The sequence below is a fragment of the Arthrobacter sp. B0490 genome, assembly GCF_002929355.1.
In the GTDB taxonomy this organism is placed as follows: domain Bacteria; phylum Actinomycetota; class Actinomycetes; order Actinomycetales; family Micrococcaceae; genus Arthrobacter_D.
This window is the reverse complement of the sequence record NZ_PJIR01000002.1, coordinates 491,229-506,855: the sequence shown is the minus strand read 5'-3', so window position 1 is coordinate 506,855 and position 15,627 is coordinate 491,229. Positions and strand designations below refer to the sequence as shown.

General features: G+C 70.4%; 13 protein-coding genes. 10 read left to right on the top strand and 3 right to left on the bottom strand.

Annotated features, from left to right (window positions below):
• Entirely contained in the window at positions 1 to 768 is a 768-nt protein-coding gene (locus CXQ97_RS05275) for a 16S rRNA (uracil(1498)-N(3))-methyltransferase (protein WP_104179767.1), read from the top strand.
• A gap of 45 nt (positions 769 to 813) precedes the next feature.
• Here CXQ97_RS05275 and CXQ97_RS05270 read toward each other — a convergent pair whose 3' ends face one another.
• A complete protein-coding gene (locus CXQ97_RS05270; protein WP_104179766.1) occupies positions 814 to 1,794 on the bottom strand; it encodes a GerMN domain-containing protein in 981 nt (326 codons plus the stop codon).
• 477 nt (positions 1,795 to 2,271) lie between these two features.
• On the opposite strand from CXQ97_RS05270, the gene CXQ97_RS05265 reads away from it, so the two are divergent.
• The 5 genes from CXQ97_RS05265 (at position 2,272) to CXQ97_RS05245 (ending at position 7,731) form a co-directional block, all read left to right on the top strand.
• Positions 2,272 to 3,306: a PhoH family protein gene (locus CXQ97_RS05265; protein WP_104179765.1), complete on the top strand. Its 1,035-nt coding sequence runs from the start codon at positions 2,272 to 2,274 to the stop codon at positions 3,304 to 3,306.
• The gene (gene ybeY, locus CXQ97_RS05260; RefSeq protein ID WP_104179764.1) at positions 3,303 to 3,776 is read left to right on the top strand and encodes an rRNA maturation RNase YbeY; all 474 of its coding nucleotides are present in this window, start codon (positions 3,303 to 3,305) and stop codon (positions 3,774 to 3,776) included. Before CXQ97_RS05265 ends, ybeY begins: the two co-directional genes overlap by 4 nt.
• Positions 3,773 to 5,083 carry a hemolysin family protein gene (locus tag CXQ97_RS05255; protein ID WP_104179763.1) on the top strand — a complete coding sequence of 437 codons (1,311 nt, stop codon included), beginning with the start codon at positions 3,773 to 3,775 and terminating at the stop codon, positions 5,081 to 5,083. The genes ybeY and CXQ97_RS05255 overlap by 4 nt, the downstream gene beginning before the upstream one ends.
• Positions 5,070 to 5,999, top strand: a complete 930-nt coding sequence (gene era / locus CXQ97_RS05250; protein ID WP_104179762.1) for a GTPase Era — start codon at positions 5,070 to 5,072, stop codon at positions 5,997 to 5,999. The genes CXQ97_RS05255 and era overlap by 14 nt, the downstream gene beginning before the upstream one ends.
• Positions 6,000 to 6,192: 193 nt before the next feature.
• Positions 6,193 to 7,731 (top strand): LCP family protein, encoded by a 1,539-nt coding sequence (locus CXQ97_RS05245; RefSeq protein WP_104179761.1) that lies wholly within the window; start codon positions 6,193 to 6,195, stop codon positions 7,729 to 7,731.
• Positions 7,732 to 7,748: 17 nt separating this feature from the next.
• Here CXQ97_RS05245 and CXQ97_RS05240 read toward each other — a convergent pair whose 3' ends face one another.
• Positions 7,749 to 9,707 (bottom strand): M13 family metallopeptidase, encoded by a 1,959-nt coding sequence (locus CXQ97_RS05240; RefSeq protein WP_104179760.1) that lies wholly within the window; start codon positions 9,705 to 9,707, stop codon positions 7,749 to 7,751.
• A 224-nt stretch (positions 9,708 to 9,931) separates the two neighbouring features.
• On the opposite strand from CXQ97_RS05240, the gene leuA reads away from it, so the two are divergent.
• The 3 genes from leuA (at position 9,932) to CXQ97_RS05225 (ending at position 13,316) form a co-directional block, all read left to right on the top strand.
• Positions 9,932 to 11,674 (top strand): 2-isopropylmalate synthase, encoded by a 1,743-nt coding sequence (leuA, locus tag CXQ97_RS05235; protein WP_104179759.1) that lies wholly within the window; start codon positions 9,932 to 9,934, stop codon positions 11,672 to 11,674.
• A 95-nt stretch (positions 11,675 to 11,769) separates the two neighbouring features.
• Positions 11,770 to 12,516 carry a DNA repair protein RecO gene (recO, locus tag CXQ97_RS05230; protein WP_104179758.1) on the top strand — a complete coding sequence of 249 codons (747 nt, stop codon included), beginning with the start codon at positions 11,770 to 11,772 and terminating at the stop codon, positions 12,514 to 12,516.
• Positions 12,513 to 13,316, top strand: a complete 804-nt coding sequence (locus CXQ97_RS05225) for an isoprenyl transferase (protein ID WP_104179757.1) — start codon at positions 12,513 to 12,515, stop codon at positions 13,314 to 13,316. Before recO ends, CXQ97_RS05225 begins: the two co-directional genes overlap by 4 nt.
• On the opposite strand, the gene CXQ97_RS05220 is transcribed toward CXQ97_RS05225, so the two are convergent.
• A complete protein-coding gene (locus CXQ97_RS05220) occupies positions 13,313 to 14,395 on the bottom strand; it encodes an alpha/beta hydrolase (protein ID WP_181034979.1) in 1,083 nt (360 codons plus the stop codon). The genes CXQ97_RS05225 and CXQ97_RS05220 overlap by 4 nt on opposite strands.
• A gap of 68 nt (positions 14,396 to 14,463) precedes the next feature.
• On the opposite strand from CXQ97_RS05220, the gene CXQ97_RS05215 reads away from it, so the two are divergent.
• A complete protein-coding gene (locus tag CXQ97_RS05215; RefSeq protein WP_104179755.1) occupies positions 14,464 to 15,546 on the top strand; it encodes a quinone-dependent dihydroorotate dehydrogenase in 1,083 nt (360 codons plus the stop codon).
• The last annotated feature ends 81 nt before the right edge of the window (positions 15,547 to 15,627 follow it).

The window sequence follows — 15,627 nt, the reverse complement described above, 5'->3', positions numbered from 1 at the left end:
ATGACGCGCCCCCTGTTCTTCGGGCCGGGTGACGCGGTCCGGACGGCCGTGCCCGGCGCCGTCTTCGTCCTGGACGGGGACGAGGGGCGCCATGCCGCCACCGTGCGTCGGCTCACCGTGGGGGAGCACATCGACGTCTCCGACGGCGCCGGCTACCGCATCGGCGGCGCCATCGCGGCGGTCGGGTCGGGGACGGTCGAGCTCCACGTCGAGACGGCGGGACAGGACCCGGCGCCCCTGCATCGCCTCGTGCTCGTGCAGGCCCTCGCCAAAGGCGGCCGTGACGAGCAGGGCGTGGAGGCGGCCACGGAGCTCGGCGTCGACGCCGTCGTGCCGTGGCACGCGGAACGCAGCATCGTGCGCTGGCGCGGTGACAAGGCGGAGAAGGGGCGGCAGAAGTGGGTGTCGCTCGTCGGCGCCGCCGCCAAGCAGTCCCGCCGCTCGTTCGTCCCCGACGTGCACGACGTGATGGACACGTCGCGACTGGCCGTGTGGGCGTCGTCGGTGGACCGGCTGATCGTCCTCCACGAGGACGCGGACGCGTCGCTCGCCGATCAGGTATCGGCCCTGCGCGCCTCCGGTGCACTGGAGGCGCCGTCGTCGACCGCCGTCGTCGTCGGGCCCGAGGGTGGCATCAGCGACGCCGAGCTCGGGAAGCTCCGCGCCGTCGGAGCGGGGACGGCACGCCTCGGACCGCACGTCCTGCGGTCGTCGTCGGCCGGTCCGGCCGCGCTCGTCCTGCTGAACCACCTGCTCGGCCGCTGGTAGCGGGCACACCGGCCGGGAAGCCGGCGGCAGGACCCGATCCGGTGCCTACCTGACGACGACGGTCTTCGAGTCCTGCGCCTCGGCGTCCCCGGCGGGGACGGACACCGTGATGTCGTACCGCCCGGGGGGCAGCGTCACGGAGAAGGAATACGCGCCGTCCTCGGGCGTGATGTCCACGGACCCGTCGCGGAACAGTCCCCTCGGACCGTCCGCCGAGCCGTCCTCGCTGCGGTCGATCCGCCAGGCGACGGACTCCTCCGACGACGGACCTACCCCGTGGATGATCAGCCCGGCGGTGTCCGCCTCCACGTGCTCCTGCGGGTCGATGATCCAGACGGGGGCGAGCGCGGTCGTGTCCCGGGTCCATTCGCCGACCAGGTCGATGGCGCCGAACGCACGGACGTCGGCCGCCCCGTCCACCAGCACGACGACGGAACTCGACTCCCCGCCCGGGATGAGGCCCGCGTTCGATGCCGCGGCCGTCGCCGTGTAGACGAGCTGCTGCAGTGCCAAGCGGGCCGCGTCCTCGTCGAGGCGGGGGGAGAAGGCGTCCGAGGAGATGTCGAGCGTGATGACGTTCTTCGTCGAGATCGCGGACCGGACGCTCGAGGCCTGCTGCCACGGGGAACGGTAGTCGGGATCGAGGGGCCGGCCTGCGGTCATGAGCCGGACGGCGTCGGCGATCGGGTCGCCCGTGGATCCCTCGGGGGCGGGGAGGAACTCGCGGAACAGGCGGTCGCTGCCCTCGACCTCCCCGAGCCAGTACACGGGAACCAGCGCCTGCGCCGCTTCGGCGGGCCCCGCAGCGGCGCCCTGGGTCCGGACCGCCGGGTCCGAGGGGCCGGAGTCCACGTCGGGGGCGACGGTCGCCAGGGTCTCGGCGATCGCCGTCGTCGGCCCGCCGCCCTGGAGCAGCCCGGCGTTCGGGACGATGAACACGCTGCCGGCGAGGAGCACTCCGCCGGAGGCGAGGAGCATGCCGCGCAGCCCGAGGCGGCTCCTCTTCAGGGGGTCCTGCTCACTCATGCCGGCCCCCTTCCGTCGGGCGCGCCGGGGCGCGGGTCTATTCCTGGATTGTTCGCGGTCCTGCGGACATCGACGCTGGGAGTCGATGCGGGCGAGGACCGATCTGCGGTCCACTCCGCCGGGCCTCTTTTCAGCTTGGCACAGGGCGGCCGCACGCACCCGCCCGAATAGGTGCAGCGCCCGGGACTGAAACCCGATCGATACGAAGACGTTGCCGATTCGCGATGTAAAGCCGAGGTGCGCGCGGTCCGCGGGGAGCACCCCCCGGATCGTGCCCCGCCGGTCCTCCCGCCGGGAATCACGGGCGTCCCTCCCCTGTTGACACAGGGGAGGCGAAAAAGGGGATGGCGTAGGATTGGCATCTCTGCCACGGTTCGTCCGCCGCTCGCGCGAGACACGACCCGTGCCCGGCAGAACCACCACCACGATGTGTACGACTACTCGAATGAGGGCGATCGAAGGCCGGACGGCCGAGCTATGAGCGAATCTTCAACAGGCATCAATGCTGCAGGGCTGGACACCAGGACGTTCGTCTTCGACTCGACGGAGCAGATGGTGCAGGCACTCGGCTCGAACGACGAGGCCCTCCGCCTGATCGAGGACTCGTTCCCGGGTGTGGGACTGCAGGCCAGGGGCAACGAGCTGACCATCACCGGTCCCTCCGCGGACGTCCTCCGCACCGAGCGCCTCGTCGGCGAGATCCGGACCATGGCCAGCAACAACGCCACGGTCTCCCCGCAGGTCCTCGAGCAGCTCGTGTCCATGCTCAAGACGCAGAGCGCGGCCCGGCCCTCGGAGGTCCTGTCCGTCAACATCCTCTCCTCGCGCGGCAAGACGATCCGCCCCAAGACGCTGAACCAGAGCACCTACGTCGATGCGATCGACCGCAACACGATCGTGTTCGGGATCGGTCCGGCCGGTACCGGCAAGACGTACCTCGCGATGGCCAAGGCCGTGCAGGCGCTGCAGCAGAAGGAGGTCAACAGGATCATCCTCACGCGCCCTGCCGTCGAGGCGGGGGAGCGGCTGGGTTTCCTGCCCGGGACGCTCAACGACAAGATCGACCCGTACCTGCGTCCGCTGTACGACGCCCTGCACGACATGATGGACCCCGACTCGATCCCGCGCCTCATGGCCGCCGGCACGATCGAGGTCGCCCCGCTGGCCTACATGCGCGGCCGGACGCTCAACGACGCGTTCATCATCCTCGACGAGGCGCAGAACACGACCCCGGAGCAGATGAAGATGTTCCTCACGCGCCTCGGCTTCGGCTCGAAGATGGTCGTGACCGGTGACATCACCCAGGTGGACCTCCCGAGCGGGACCAGTTCCGGGCTGCGGATCGTCAGCGAGATCCTCCGCGACGTCGACGACGTCCACTTCAGCGAACTCGATTCCACCGACGTCGTCCGGCACCGCCTCGTCGGGGACATCGTGACCGCCTACAGCGTCTGGGACGAGGCGCAGCGCGCCGGCCAGGTACGCACCGCCCGACCGGTCGGAAGCCGATGAGCGTCGAGGTCAACAACGAGTCGGGGTACGACGTCGACGAGGAGTCGCTCGTCCGCCTGTCCAACTACCTGTTCGAGTCGATGTTCCTGCATCCCGAGGCCGAGCTCTCCATCATCCTGGTGGACACCGCCGCGATGGAGAAGCTGCACGTCGAGTGGATGGACGAGCCGGGCCCCACGGACGTGCTCTCCTTCCCCATGGACGAGCTGCGCCCGGGGACGCCGGGTCGGGTCACCCCTGCCGGTCTCCTCGGGGACATCGTCCTCTGCCCGGAGGTCGCCGCGTCCCAGGGGGCGGCAGCGGGCCACAGCACGAAGGACGAGCTGCTCCTGCTGACCACCCACGGCGTACTCCACCTTCTCGGGTACGACCACGCAGAGCCCGAGGAGGAGAAGGAGATGTTCGGTCTCCAGCGCCAGCTCCTGTCCGGGTTCCTCGGCGGCACGGCCCCGCAGGAGACCAGCGCTTGACCATCTGGCTCCTCGGGCTCATGGCCCTGCTCTTCGCCCTCACCGCCGCCCTCGTCACGGCCGCGGAAGCAGCCTTCAGCTATCTCCCGCGGCAGGACGGCGAGGCCCTCCTGCAGGAGTCGCGCACCTCGTCGCTGCGCCGCATCCTCGACGCACCCGTCGCCCACATGCATGCCCTGCGCTTCTGGCGTGTGTGGTTCGAGATGGCCGGGGCGGTCGCCGTCGCCATCCTGTTCCACGACCTGCTCGACAGCATCTGGCTCGCCGGGCTCCTGGCCACGGCCGTCATGGCGGCCGTCGGCTTCGTGATCGTCGGCGTCTCACCGCGCCAGCTCGGCCGCATGCACGCGCCCGCCGTCGTCCGGTTCACCGCGGGGCTCGTGGCCTTCCTGTGCGCGATCCTCGGACCGATCCCGCGCTGGCTGGTGCGGATCGGCAGTTCCATCACGCCGGGCGCGAGCCGGGACGAGGCCGCCTTCTTCACCGAGGAGGAGTTCCGCGAGCTCCTCTCCCGCGCCTCGGACGCCGAGATGATCGAGGACAACGAGGCCGAGCTGATCCACTCGGTGTTCGAGCTCGGCGACACGAAGGTCCGCTCCGTGATGGTCCCGCGCACCGACATGGTCACCATCGACACCGGGTCCACCTTCGACCAGGCGATGTCCCTGTTCCTCCGCTCGGGATACTCCCGCATCCCGGTGATCGGCGAGAGCTCCGACGACATCCGGGGCCTGCTGTACCTGAAGGACGTCGTCGCGAATCTCCATGGGCGGGCGGTGACCAACCTGTCACGGCCCGTCGACGCCGCGTGCCGGCCCGCCCGGTACGTGCCCGAGTCGAAGCCCGTGGGTGACCTCCTGCGGGAACTGCAGCGCGAGTCCACGCACGTCGCCATCGTCATCGACGAGTACGGCGGCACGGCCGGGCTCGTCACGCTCGAGGACCTCATCGAGGAGATCGTGGGCGAGATCGTGGACGAGTACGACTCCGAGGTGCCGGAGCAGGAACGGCTCGACGACGGCGAGTACAGGGTGAGCGCCCGCATGGGCATCGACACCCTCGGTGAGCTGTTCGGCCTGGACCTCGACGACGAGGAGGTCGACACCGTCGGCGGCCTGCTGGCCAAGACCCTCGGAAGGGTGCCGATCGTCGGTTCGGAGGTCACAATTGACGGTATCGGCCTGCGGGCCGAACGCGTGGAGGGTCGCCGCAACAGGGTCTCCCACGTGATCGCCCACCGCCTTCCACCAGAACACACCGAGCAGGACGACCGAGAGACGATAGAGGCTGAGCATGAGCGACGTTGAACACAGGGCCGGATTCGTCTCGCTCGTCGGCCGGCCCAATGCGGGCAAGTCCACCCTCACGAACGCCCTCGTCGGGCAGAAGGTCGCCATCACATCGGCGAAGCCGCAGACCACGCGGCACACGATCCGTGGCATCGTGAACCGCGACGACTCCCAGATCGTCCTCGTCGACACCCCGGGGCTGCACCGGCCGCGGACGCTGCTCGGGCAGCGGCTCAACGACCTCGTCGCGGACACGCTCTCCGAGGTCGACGCGGTCGGCTTCTGCCTGCCCGCCAACGAGAAAATCGGCCCGGGTGACCGTTTCATCGCCGAGCAGCTCGCGCGGCTCAACCGGAAGCCGCTGATCGCCGTCGTCACCAAGACGGACCTCGTGGACCGGCGTGCCCTGACCGAGCAGCTCCTCGCCGTCGCGAAGCTCGGCACGGACGTCGCGGGTCCCGAGGGGTGGGCGGACATCGTGCCCGTCTCCGCCGCGGACGGATTCCAGGTCGACACCGTCGCCGAGGTGTTCAGCAGGCACATGCCGGAATCGCCCGTGCTGTACCCCGGGGGAGAGCTGACCGACGAGCCCGAGGCCGTCATGGTGGCCGAACTCGTCCGGGAGGCGGCCCTCGAGGGCGTCCGCGACGAACTGCCGCACTCCCTCGCCGTCGTCGTCGAGGAGATGATCCCGCGCGAGGGCCGGAGCGCGGACAACCCCATGCTCGACGTCCACGTGAACCTGTACGTCGAGCGGCCGTCGCAGAAGGCGATCATCATCGGCAAGCAGGGTGCGAGGCTCCGGGAGGTCGGTACGACCGCGCGCCGCGGCATCGAAGCGCTGCTCGGCACCCGGATCTACCTCGACCTGCACGTGAAGGTGGCCAAGGACTGGCAGCGGGACCCCAAGCAGCTGGTGAAGCTCGGCTTCTAGGGGGCACGACTCACCGCGTCCGCTCGTTGTCCTGCCGGAACGGGCCGATAGGCTGCGATAACCCGCGCCGTCGACCATTCCGCCGCGGCCGGGTGACCGGCCTCCGTGCCGTCCCGTCGCGGCCCGCTGCGCGACGGCGCGTGCGGCCCACCGCCAGTACCGACCACCACCCTCCATCCGAAGGAGCCCGGGCATGACCCGCCGACCGTCGACCGAGGGCGCAGACAGCGCCCCTGATGCCTCCGGGACGACTCCCGCGGATGTGCCCGGCACCACGGGCCCCGGACGGCACCTCGGCCGGGGTGGCGGACACCGTGCCCTGAGGCTGACGGCCATCATCATGGCCTCGGTCCTCGTGGCCGCGATCGCCTTCGTCGCGGTGCAGGTCTTCCGCCTGCAGTCGAACGTCCTCACGATGCCGCTCAACCTCGCCGAGGACCAGGAATCGGCACTGCCCGTCGATTCGAGCACGGACCCGCTGCAGATCCTGATCCTGGGATCGGACACCCGGACCGGGAACAGCGGCGAGTTCTACGGCGACGAGAGCGACTCCTCGGGCGAGGGGAACTCGGACGTGATGATGCTGCTCACCCTCTCGGCCGACCGCGAGGACGTCACGGTCGTCTCCTTCCCCCGCGACCTGCTGGTGCCCCTGCCCAGCTGCGTCAATCCAGAGACCGGCGAGGTCTCCGAGGCCTTCGACCTCGGCCAGCTGAACGCCGCTCTCGACGAGGGCGGGCCCGGTTGCACCGTCGCCGCGATCAACAACCTCACCGGCCTGTCCGTGGACCACTTCATGATGGCGGGGTTCGACGCGGTCAAGGAACTCTCCTCCGCCGTGGGCGGCGTCGAGGTCTGCGTCCAGCAGCCCGTCGACGACGAGTTCTCCGGGCTGTCCCTGCCCGCCGGCACCAGCGAGGTCGAGGGCGACCAGGCGCTGGCCTTCCTGCGGACGCGCCACAGCTTCGGCGACGGGGGCGACACCGGGCGCATCGCGGCCCAGCAGTCGTTCATGGCGTCCCTGGCACGCAAGGTGCGGGCCGAGGGCACGCTGACGAACCTGCCCAAGCTCTACGAGATCGCCGACGTCATCACGCGCAACCTGACGGTCGACGAGGGCCTGTCGCAGCCCACCGAACTGCTCAAGATCGCGGACCGCATGAAGGACGTCGATCTCGGCAACATCGCGTTCGTGACCGTGCCGACCGCGCCCTGGGACCAGGACCCGAACCGGCTGGTGCTCGACGAGGAGACCGCCGCCCCGCTCTTCGACGCCCTCCGGGAGGACCGCGGCCTCACCGAGGAGGCGCCCGAGCCCTCGGCCACGCCGTCCGCGCCCGATGCCTCCCCGACCCCTGAGGCGCCCGCCGTCGATCCGGCGACGGTGCCCGTCCTCGTCATCAACGCCACGACGGACACGGACCGGGCGGCCGCCGTCCAGCGGCTCCTCGACGCTGCCGGCTACACGCAGAACTCACCCCTGGAATCCGTACCGGCCGACGTGTCGCAGGTCGTCTTCGGCACCGGCTTCGATGCTGCCGCCGCCGACCTCGCCGAGCGCTTCGGCATCCCCGGGAGCCAGGTGGTGTTCAGCGAACAGGCCGCGGGCCTCCAGCTGCTCGTCGGCGCCGACCTCGCGACCAGCAACAGGGTCGTCGCCCCGCCGCTCGGCAGCGACCTGGAGGGCCAGACCGCCGACCAGGTCACCTGCCAGGCGTCGTCGGGCCTGTAGGGGAAGCCCCGCGGCCCCTACCAGATCCGGACGCGCTCGGCGGGATCGAGCCAGAGGCCGTCCCGCTCGCCCACGCCGAAGGCCTCGTGGAACTCGTCGAGGTTCCGCACCACCTGGTTGCAGCGGAACTCGTTCGGCGAGTGCGGATCGACGGTCAGGCGCCGCTTCGCCTCCTCGGGCCGGATCTTCTGCTGCCAGCACGTCGCCCACGAGAGGAAGAACCGCTGGGTGCCGGTGAGGCCGTCGACGACGGGTGGTTCGGCGCCGCCCAGGCTCAGGAGATAGGCGCGGTAGCTGATGCCCAGACCGCCGAGGTCGCCGATGTTCTCACCGAGGGTCAGTTCGCCGTTGACGCCCTGGCCGGGTACCTCGGACGGTTCGAGCGCCGCGTACTGCGCCACGAGCCTCCCCGTGAGGGCGTCGAACGCCTCCCTGTCCTGCTCGCTCCACCAGTTGGAGAGCATGCCCGTCCCGTCGAACTGGGACCCCTTGTCGTCGAAGCCGTGACCGATCTCATGGCCGATCACCGCGCCGATGGCCCCGTAGTTGACGGCGTCGTCGGCCTCGATGTCGAAGAACGGGGGCTGCAGGATCGCTGCGGGGAAGACGATCTCGTTCATGGTGGGCATGTAGTAGGCGTTGACGGTCTGCGGCGTCATGAGCCACAGGCCGCGGTCGATCGGCCGGCCGAGCTTGTCCAGCTGCCGACGATGTTCGAACTCGGCGGCGCGCAGGGCGTTGCCGTAGAGGTCGGAGGGCCGGACGTCGAGCGGGCCGTAGTCGATCCACTGCTCCGGGTAGCCGATCTTGGTGGTGAAGCGGGCGAGCTTCTCTAGGGCCCTCGCCCGCGTCCCGTCGGTCATCCAGGTCAGCGCCGTGATGCTCGACTCGTAGGCCGCGATCAGGTTGGCCACCAGGTCGAGCATCGCGGCCTTGTGCGTCGCAGGGAAGTGCCGCTCCACGTACCGTTGGCCGATCGCCTCGCCCATCGCACCCTCCACCAGGGCGACGCCGCGCTTCCACCGGTCCTTCAGCCGGGGCGTGCCGGCGAGGTGCGTGCCGTAGAAGGCGAAGGCGGCGTCGACGAACCGCTCGTCGAGGTAGTCGCAGGCATGCAGCAGCACGCGGCTCGCCAGCCATTCCCGCCACGTGCCGAGATCCTCCTCGCGCAGCGCGGCGTCGAGTCCGCGCACGTACCCGGGCTGGTTGACGACCAGCTCTCCCGCCTGGTCCGGGTCGTCGGTCACGATCCCCAGCCAGGGCACGAGGTGGCCCGAGAGGCCGGCGACGTCGTCGTGCTGCACCAGGTTGTAGGTCTTCTGGGGGTCCCTCCGCTCCACGCTGCCCATCGACGACGCCGCGAGGCGCGTCTCGAGGGCGAGGACCCGGGCGGCGGCTCCGGCAGCATCGTCGGCGCCGACGAGCCCGAAGAGGGTGGCGAGCAGCTCACCGTACTTCCCCCGGGTCTCGGCGAAGCCCTCCTCCCGGTAGTACGACTCGTCGGGCAGCCCGAGACCGGACTGGTAGAGGTGCAGCAGGTACCGTTCGGGATTGCCGGCGTCGTTGCTGACATAGGGAGCCGCGAGGCCCTGCACGCCGGACCGGGTGAGGCCGGCGCTGAGTCCCACCAGTTCCTCGACGCTCGTCACCGCGGCGATGCGCTCGAGCAGCGGCAGGATCGGGGAGGCACCCTCCGCCTCGATGCGCTGCGTATCCATGAAGTCCGCGTAGAGGGCGCCGAGCTTCGCACCGATGCCGTCCGCCGCCGGATCCGCGGGCTGCCCGGCGGCGTCCTCGATGATGGCCCGGACGGCCAGCTCCGAGGCGTCGCGCAGCGCGGTGAACGAGCCCGTCAGCGGACGGTCCTCCGGGATGACGGAGGACTTCAGCCACACGCCGTTCGCGTGTCGGAAGAGGTCGTCCTGGGGGCGGACCGTCCCGTCGAGCTGGTGCGGACCGAAGGTGCTGATCGTCATTGTCGCTTCCCGTTTCCTCGTGGTGCGGAACCTGGTCGTCCCGGGGCGGGCGCCCGCAAGCCATCCTATGTGCCGTGCTATCGTGGCAACGTGCGCGCACAGCTGACCCTTCTTCGGTGCCGCGGCGAGGCCATCTAGGACTTACGAGCTACTGGCCATCCCTCGCCGCGGTGGCACTGCCCGGCCGCCAGAACCTCCATTCCAGCAGAGAAGGCCGATTCCCCATGCAGAACGCACAGAAGACCTCCGGTATGCCTTTCGGCAAGTACCGTCCGTTCCAGGACCAGATCACCGTGGAACTCCCCGATCGCACGTGGCCTGACCGCGTCATCACGAAGGCGCCCCGCTGGTGCGCCGTGGACCTGCGCGACGGGAACCAGGCACTGATCGACCCGATGAACCCCGAGCGCAAGCACAAGATGTTCGACCTGCTGGTCCGGATGGGCTACAAGGAGATCGAGGTCGGCTTCCCCTCGGCGTCGCAGACGGACTTCGACTTCGTGCGCCAGCTCGTCGAGGAGGACCGCATCCCGGACGACGTCACCATCCAGGTCCTGACGCAGTCCCGCGAGCACCTGATCGAGCGCACCTACGCGTCCCTCGAGGGTGCCGACCGCGCGATCGTGCACCTCTACAACTCGACGTCGGTGCTGCAGCGGCGCGTGGTGTTCAATCAGGACCAGGACGGCATCATCGACATCGCCCTCCAGGGAGCCCGGCTGTGCCGGAAGTTCGAGGAGAACATGGGCGACACCGCCATCACCTACGAGTACTCGCCGGAGTCCTTCACCGGGACCGAGCTGGACTTCGCGGCACGCATCAGCAACGAGGTGTCGGCGGTGTTCGAGGCGTCCGCGGACCGGCAGATGATCCTGAACCTGCCCGCCACCGTGGAGATGGCCACGCCGAACGTGTACGCCGATTCGATCGAGTGGATGAGCCGTAACCTGGCCGACCGCGACAGCATCATCCTGTCGCTGCACCCGCACAACGACCGGGGGACGGGCGTCGCCGCCGCCGAGCTCGGCTACCTGGCCGGCGCGGACCGGATCGAGGGCTGCCTCTTCGGCAACGGCGAGCGGACCGGCAATGTGGACCTGGTGACGCTCGGCATGAACCTCTTCAGCCAGGGCATCGATCCGCAGATCGACTTCTCCGACATGGACGACATCCGCCGCACCGCCGAGTACTGCAACCAGCTCAGCGTCCCCGAGCGGTCGCCCTACGGCGGAGACCTCGTCTTCACGGCGTTCTCCGGGTCCCACCAGGACGCCATCAAGAAGGGGTTCGAGAGCATGGAGCGCGACGCCGCAGCCGCCGGGGTCGGCGTCGACGACCTGCCGTGGGGCGTCCCCTACCTGCCGATCGACCCCAAGGACATCGGGCGGTCCTACGAGGCCGTCATCCGCGTCAACTCCCAGTCCGGCAAGGGCGGCGTCGCCTACCTGCTCAAGAACGAGCACAGCCTGGACCTGCCCCGCCGTGCGCAGATCGAGTTCTCCGGCGTTATCCAGCGCCGCACCGAGACCCAGGGCGGAGAGGTCAGCGGCGCGCAGCTGTGGGCGGTCTTCCAGGACGAGTACCTGCCCACCCGCGCCGAGGGCGGCACGGGGGCATGGGGCCACTACGAACTGACCTCCGTCAACACGGACACCGCCGAGGACGGATCGTTCAAGCTCGTCGCGACGCTCCTCGTGGACGGCGTCCAGCAGCGCAGGGCCGCGCAGGGCAGCGGTCCGATCGACGCACTGCTGGCCATCCTGAGCCATGACGGCGTGGACGTGCGCGTCCTCGACTACACCGAGCACGCGCTGTCCTCCGGCGGGAACGCCCGTGCCGCCGCCTACGTCGAGTGCGCCGTCGGCGAGCGGGTCCTCTGGGGGGTCGGCATCGACGCGAACACCACCATGGCGGCCCTGAAGGCCGTCGTCTCTGCCGTCAACCGGGCCATCCGCGACGCGGCCTGACCGTCCGCGTCCTGTCCGCCGCACCCGGCCCGCCACCCCCTTCCGCCGGCCCCGCGGTCGGCTCCGACGGGGGTGGCAGGTGGGAGAATGGGAACGTGCCGTCCTCCTCAGCATCACGTACCTACCGCGCCGAAGGTGTCGTCCTCCGCACCTACAAGCTCGGTGAAGCGGACCGCATCATCGTGCTCCTGACCCGCGACCAGGGCCAGGTGCGCGCCGTGGCCAAGGGCGTGCGGCGGACCAGCAGCAAGTTCGGATCCCGGTTGGAGCCGTTCATGTCGGTGGAGCTGCTCCTCGCGCACGGACGCAACCTGGACATCATCACCCAGGCCCAGACGAAGGGCGCGTACGGGCACGGCATCGCCTCCGACTACGGGCGCTACACCGCCGCGACGGCCATCGCCGAGACGGCGGAGCGCCTCACCGACATCGGCGAAGCGGGAAGTGCCCAGTACGCCCTCGTCGCCGGCGCGTTCTCGGCCCTCAGCCGTGACCTGCACCCGTCGGAGCTCATCCTCGACTCCTACCTGCTGCGCGCCCTCTCGACCGCGGGATGGGCTCCCAGCTTCACGGACTGCGCGCGGTGCGGCGTGCCCGGACCCCACTCCGCCTTCTCGGCGCCGCTCGGCGGAGCAGTCTGCGCGGACTGCAGGCCCCCCGGGGCGGCCTCGCCCTCGTCCGCGACGATGGATCTGCTCGGGGCACTCCTCACGGGCGACTGGACCACCGCGGACGCCTCCGAGACCGGTGCGCGCCGCGAGGCCGCCGGCCTCGTCGGGGCGTACCTGCAATGGCACCTCGAACGCGGGGTCGCCTCCCTCAAACATGTGGAGCGTGCATGAAGAACCCAGCCCGACCCGTGGCGCCCTGGCCGCACCCGAGCGGGGAGCAGGTGCCGTCCATCCCGCGGCAGTTCGTCCCCGCGCACGTGGCGATCGTCATGGACGGCAACGGCCGCTGGGCCAACGAGCGGGGCCTGCCCCGGACGGAGGGGCACAAGGCCGGCGAGGCGGCGCTCCTCGACGTCATGGCGGGCGCGATCGAGATCGGCGTCCGCCATGTCTCCGTGTACGCCTTCAGCACCGAGAACTGGAAGCGTTCACCCGAGGAGGTCCGCTTCCTCATGGGATTCAACAAGGACGTCCTGAGGCGCCAGCGCGACCAGCTCGACGAGTGGGGCGTCCGCATCCGCTGGTCCGGCCGCCGTCCGAAACTGTGGCAGTCGGTCATCCGCGAACTGGAGGACGCGGAGCGGCACACCGTGGACAACACCACGTGCACGCTCACGATGTGCGTCAACTACGGCGGCCGGGCCGAGATCGCCGACGCCGCCCGGGCCATCGCCGAGGACGTGGCCGCCGGGACGCTCAAGGCGTCGTCGGTCAGTGAGAAGACCATCCAGCGCTACCTCGACGAACCGGACCTGCCCGACGTCGACCTGTTCCTCCGCACGTCGGGCGAGCAGAGGCTCTCCAACTTCATGCTGTGGCAGTCCGCCTACGCGGAGATGGTGTTCATGAACACGCTGTGGCCGGACGTCGACCGCCGCACGCTCTGGCGGGCCATCGAGGAGTACGCGGCCCGCGACCGGCGCTACGGGGGAGCGGTGGACCGCTCCACCGACACGCGCCTGTCCTCCTAGTCCTGCGCCGGTCGTTCGGCCGGGATACGCGGCGCGCCCCCGGCCGTCATGCCCCGGGGGAGCACGTCGCTGTTCTCCGCCCGCACCGGCACATAGGCGTCGAGCCACCAGGCTGCACTGTCGACGGCGAGCCTGCGCACCTCGCCGCGGGACAGGAAGACGTCGTGCAGGGCGCCGTGGATCCGCCGGATGGTCACCCTCGGGCCGAGTTCCGCCGCGCGTCGCACCATGGGCGCCACATCGAGGACGCTGTCCGTCGCGAGCTTCGCGTTCTTCCAGGCGGTGCCGAGGGTCGACGCCGTCGAACACAGGACGAGGACCGGCTCCCGGACCGAGATCCCCCTCGCGAGTACGTCGTGGGCGGCGAGGACGCCGGAGAGCCAGCCGACCGTGACGGGGAAGCCCGCCTCGGGACGCCAGACCGGGTCGATGCGCCATTCCCCGTCGCGGGAGTCGCTGATGCTGCGGAAGGACGAGCCGGGTTCGGGCAGGCGAAGGCGCGCCTTCGGCCAGCGGCGGGACGCCGCGGTCAGGATCCCGCGGACCGCCCGCTTCAGGAGCGGCGTGCCCGGGGTGTCGAGCCACGGGCTGTTCAGGACGAGGGCGGCGATCCGGCCCGGGTTGCGTGCCACCCAGAGCGTGGCGACAAGCCCGCCGGTCGAATGGGCGACCAGGACGAGATCGACGGCTGTGGGCGCGCCGCGTCGGGCCGCGACCCGCTGCTCGAGGGCGAGTATCGCGGCCTCGAGGTCCGCGTCGTAGTGCTCGAGCGTGGACACGTAGCCGGGGGTCTGGCCGGGCAGCAGGCTCCGCCCGTACTTGTGCAGGTCGAGGGCGAAGAACTCCCAGCCGTGCAGGTGCAGGGTCCGGGCGAGTTCCTCGTGGAAGAAGTAGTCGCTGAAGCCGTGGACGTACAGCACGGCACGGGCGGGTCCCGCCTGCTCGGAGGGGCCGCCGGCGCCGTCCGGCTCGTACGCGACGAGCGTCGCGACCCGCGGGCCCTCGTCGTCGGGTTCGAGGGGCAGCGTCAGCGCACGGAAGGGGGGTCCGAGGATGTCCTCGGTCCAGGACTCGTCCATGCTGGACATTATCGTCCTCTCGACGCCCCGAGTTGATGCTCCTGCATCCATCATGGAACTCTTGACCCATGCGTTTCTACCCGACCTTCTTCCGGATCGCCTTCTCCGGCATGGACGCCGAGAGGGCGCACCGGATCGGGTTCGCCCTCATCCGCGCCGCCGACCGCACACCCGTGGGCTGGGGGCTGCGTCGCTTCTGCGCACCGGATCCGAGCCTCGCGACCACCGCCTTCGGGCTTGAGTTCCCCTCGCCCTTCGGCCTGGCCGCCGGCTTCGACAAGGCCGGCAACGGCGTGCTGTCACTGACCGCGCTCGGGTTCGGTCATGTCGAGATCGGGACGATCACCGGCCAGGCCCAGCCCGGCAACCCGGCGCCCCGCCTGTTCCGCCTCGTCGAGGACAGGGCGGTCATCAACCGGATGGGCTTCAACAACGACGGCGCCGCCGCCGTCGCGCCGCGCCTCACGTCGGCCCGGCAGCGCCTGGCCCGCCGCTACGGCGCGCGGCAGCGGCCCGTCGTCGGCGTGAACATCGGGAAGACCAAGAAGGTGGACATCGCCGACGCCGTCGCCGACTACCTCGTGAGCGCCGGCCGGCTCGCCCCCGCGGCGGACTACCTCGTGGTCAACGTGTCCTCACCGAACACGCCGGGGCTCAGGCTGCTGCAGAGCGTCGAGTCCCTGCGGCCGTTGCTGGAAGCAGTGCGTACCACGGCCGACGGCGCGGCCGGACGCCACGTCCCGCTCCTCGTCAAGATCGCCCCCGACCTCACGGACCAGGACCTGGACGACGTCGGTGCCCTCGCCCTGGACCTCGGGCTCGACGGCATCGTCGCCACGAACACCACCATCACCCGCGGGAACCTCACCACCGACCCGGCCGCCGTGATGGCCAAGGGCGTCGGCGGCCTCAGTGGGGCACCGCTGAAGGCGCGGTCGCTCGAGGTCCTCGCGCGGCTCCGGTCCGCCGTCGGCGACCGGCTGGCCATCGTCTCGGTCGGTGGCGTCGAGACCCCCGACGACGTCATCGAGCGGCTCGAGGCCGGTGCCACGCTCGTGCAGGGGTACACGGCCTTCCTCTACGAGGGGCCTTTCTGGGCACGCCGGATCAACCGCGGACTGGCGGACCGGCAGCGTCGCGCCCGTGCCTGAATCAAGCTCCGACGCCGGCTCCGCCCGACCGCTACCCGCCTGACCCCCGCGACACAGGAAGAGCCGGGCCCGAAGGCCCGG

Bases quoted from the DNA above. Each gene is read 5' to 3' on its own strand.
- CXQ97_RS05225 (WP_104179757.1), top strand. From the start codon at position 12,513: ATGAAGAACCCAGCCCGACCCGTGGCGCCCTGGCCGCACCCGAGCGGG.
- ybeY (WP_104179764.1), top strand. From the start codon at position 3,303: ATGAGCGTCGAGGTCAACAACGAGTCGGGGTACGACGTCGACGAGGAG.
- CXQ97_RS05245 (WP_104179761.1), top strand. From the start codon at position 6,193: ATGACCCGCCGACCGTCGACCGAGGGCGCAGACAGCGCCCCTGATGCC.
- CXQ97_RS05275 (WP_104179767.1), top strand. From the start codon at position 1: ATGACGCGCCCCCTGTTCTTCGGGCCGGGTGACGCGGTCCGGACGGCC.
- era (WP_104179762.1), top strand. From the start codon at position 5,070: ATGAGCGACGTTGAACACAGGGCCGGATTCGTCTCGCTCGTCGGCCGG.
- CXQ97_RS05240 (WP_104179760.1), bottom strand. From the start codon at position 9,707: ATGACGATCAGCACCTTCGGTCCGCACCAGCTCGACGGGACGGTCCGC.
- leuA (WP_104179759.1), top strand. From the start codon at position 9,932: ATGCAGAACGCACAGAAGACCTCCGGTATGCCTTTCGGCAAGTACCGT.
- CXQ97_RS05270 (WP_104179766.1), bottom strand. From the start codon at position 1,794: ATGAGTGAGCAGGACCCCCTGAAGAGGAGCCGCCTCGGGCTGCGCGGC.
- CXQ97_RS05265 (WP_104179765.1), top strand. From the start codon at position 2,272: ATGAGCGAATCTTCAACAGGCATCAATGCTGCAGGGCTGGACACCAGG.
- CXQ97_RS05220 (WP_181034979.1), bottom strand. From the start codon at position 14,395: ATGGACGAGTCCTGGACCGAGGACATCCTCGGACCCCCCTTCCGTGCG.
- CXQ97_RS05215 (WP_104179755.1), top strand. From the start codon at position 14,464: ATGCGTTTCTACCCGACCTTCTTCCGGATCGCCTTCTCCGGCATGGAC.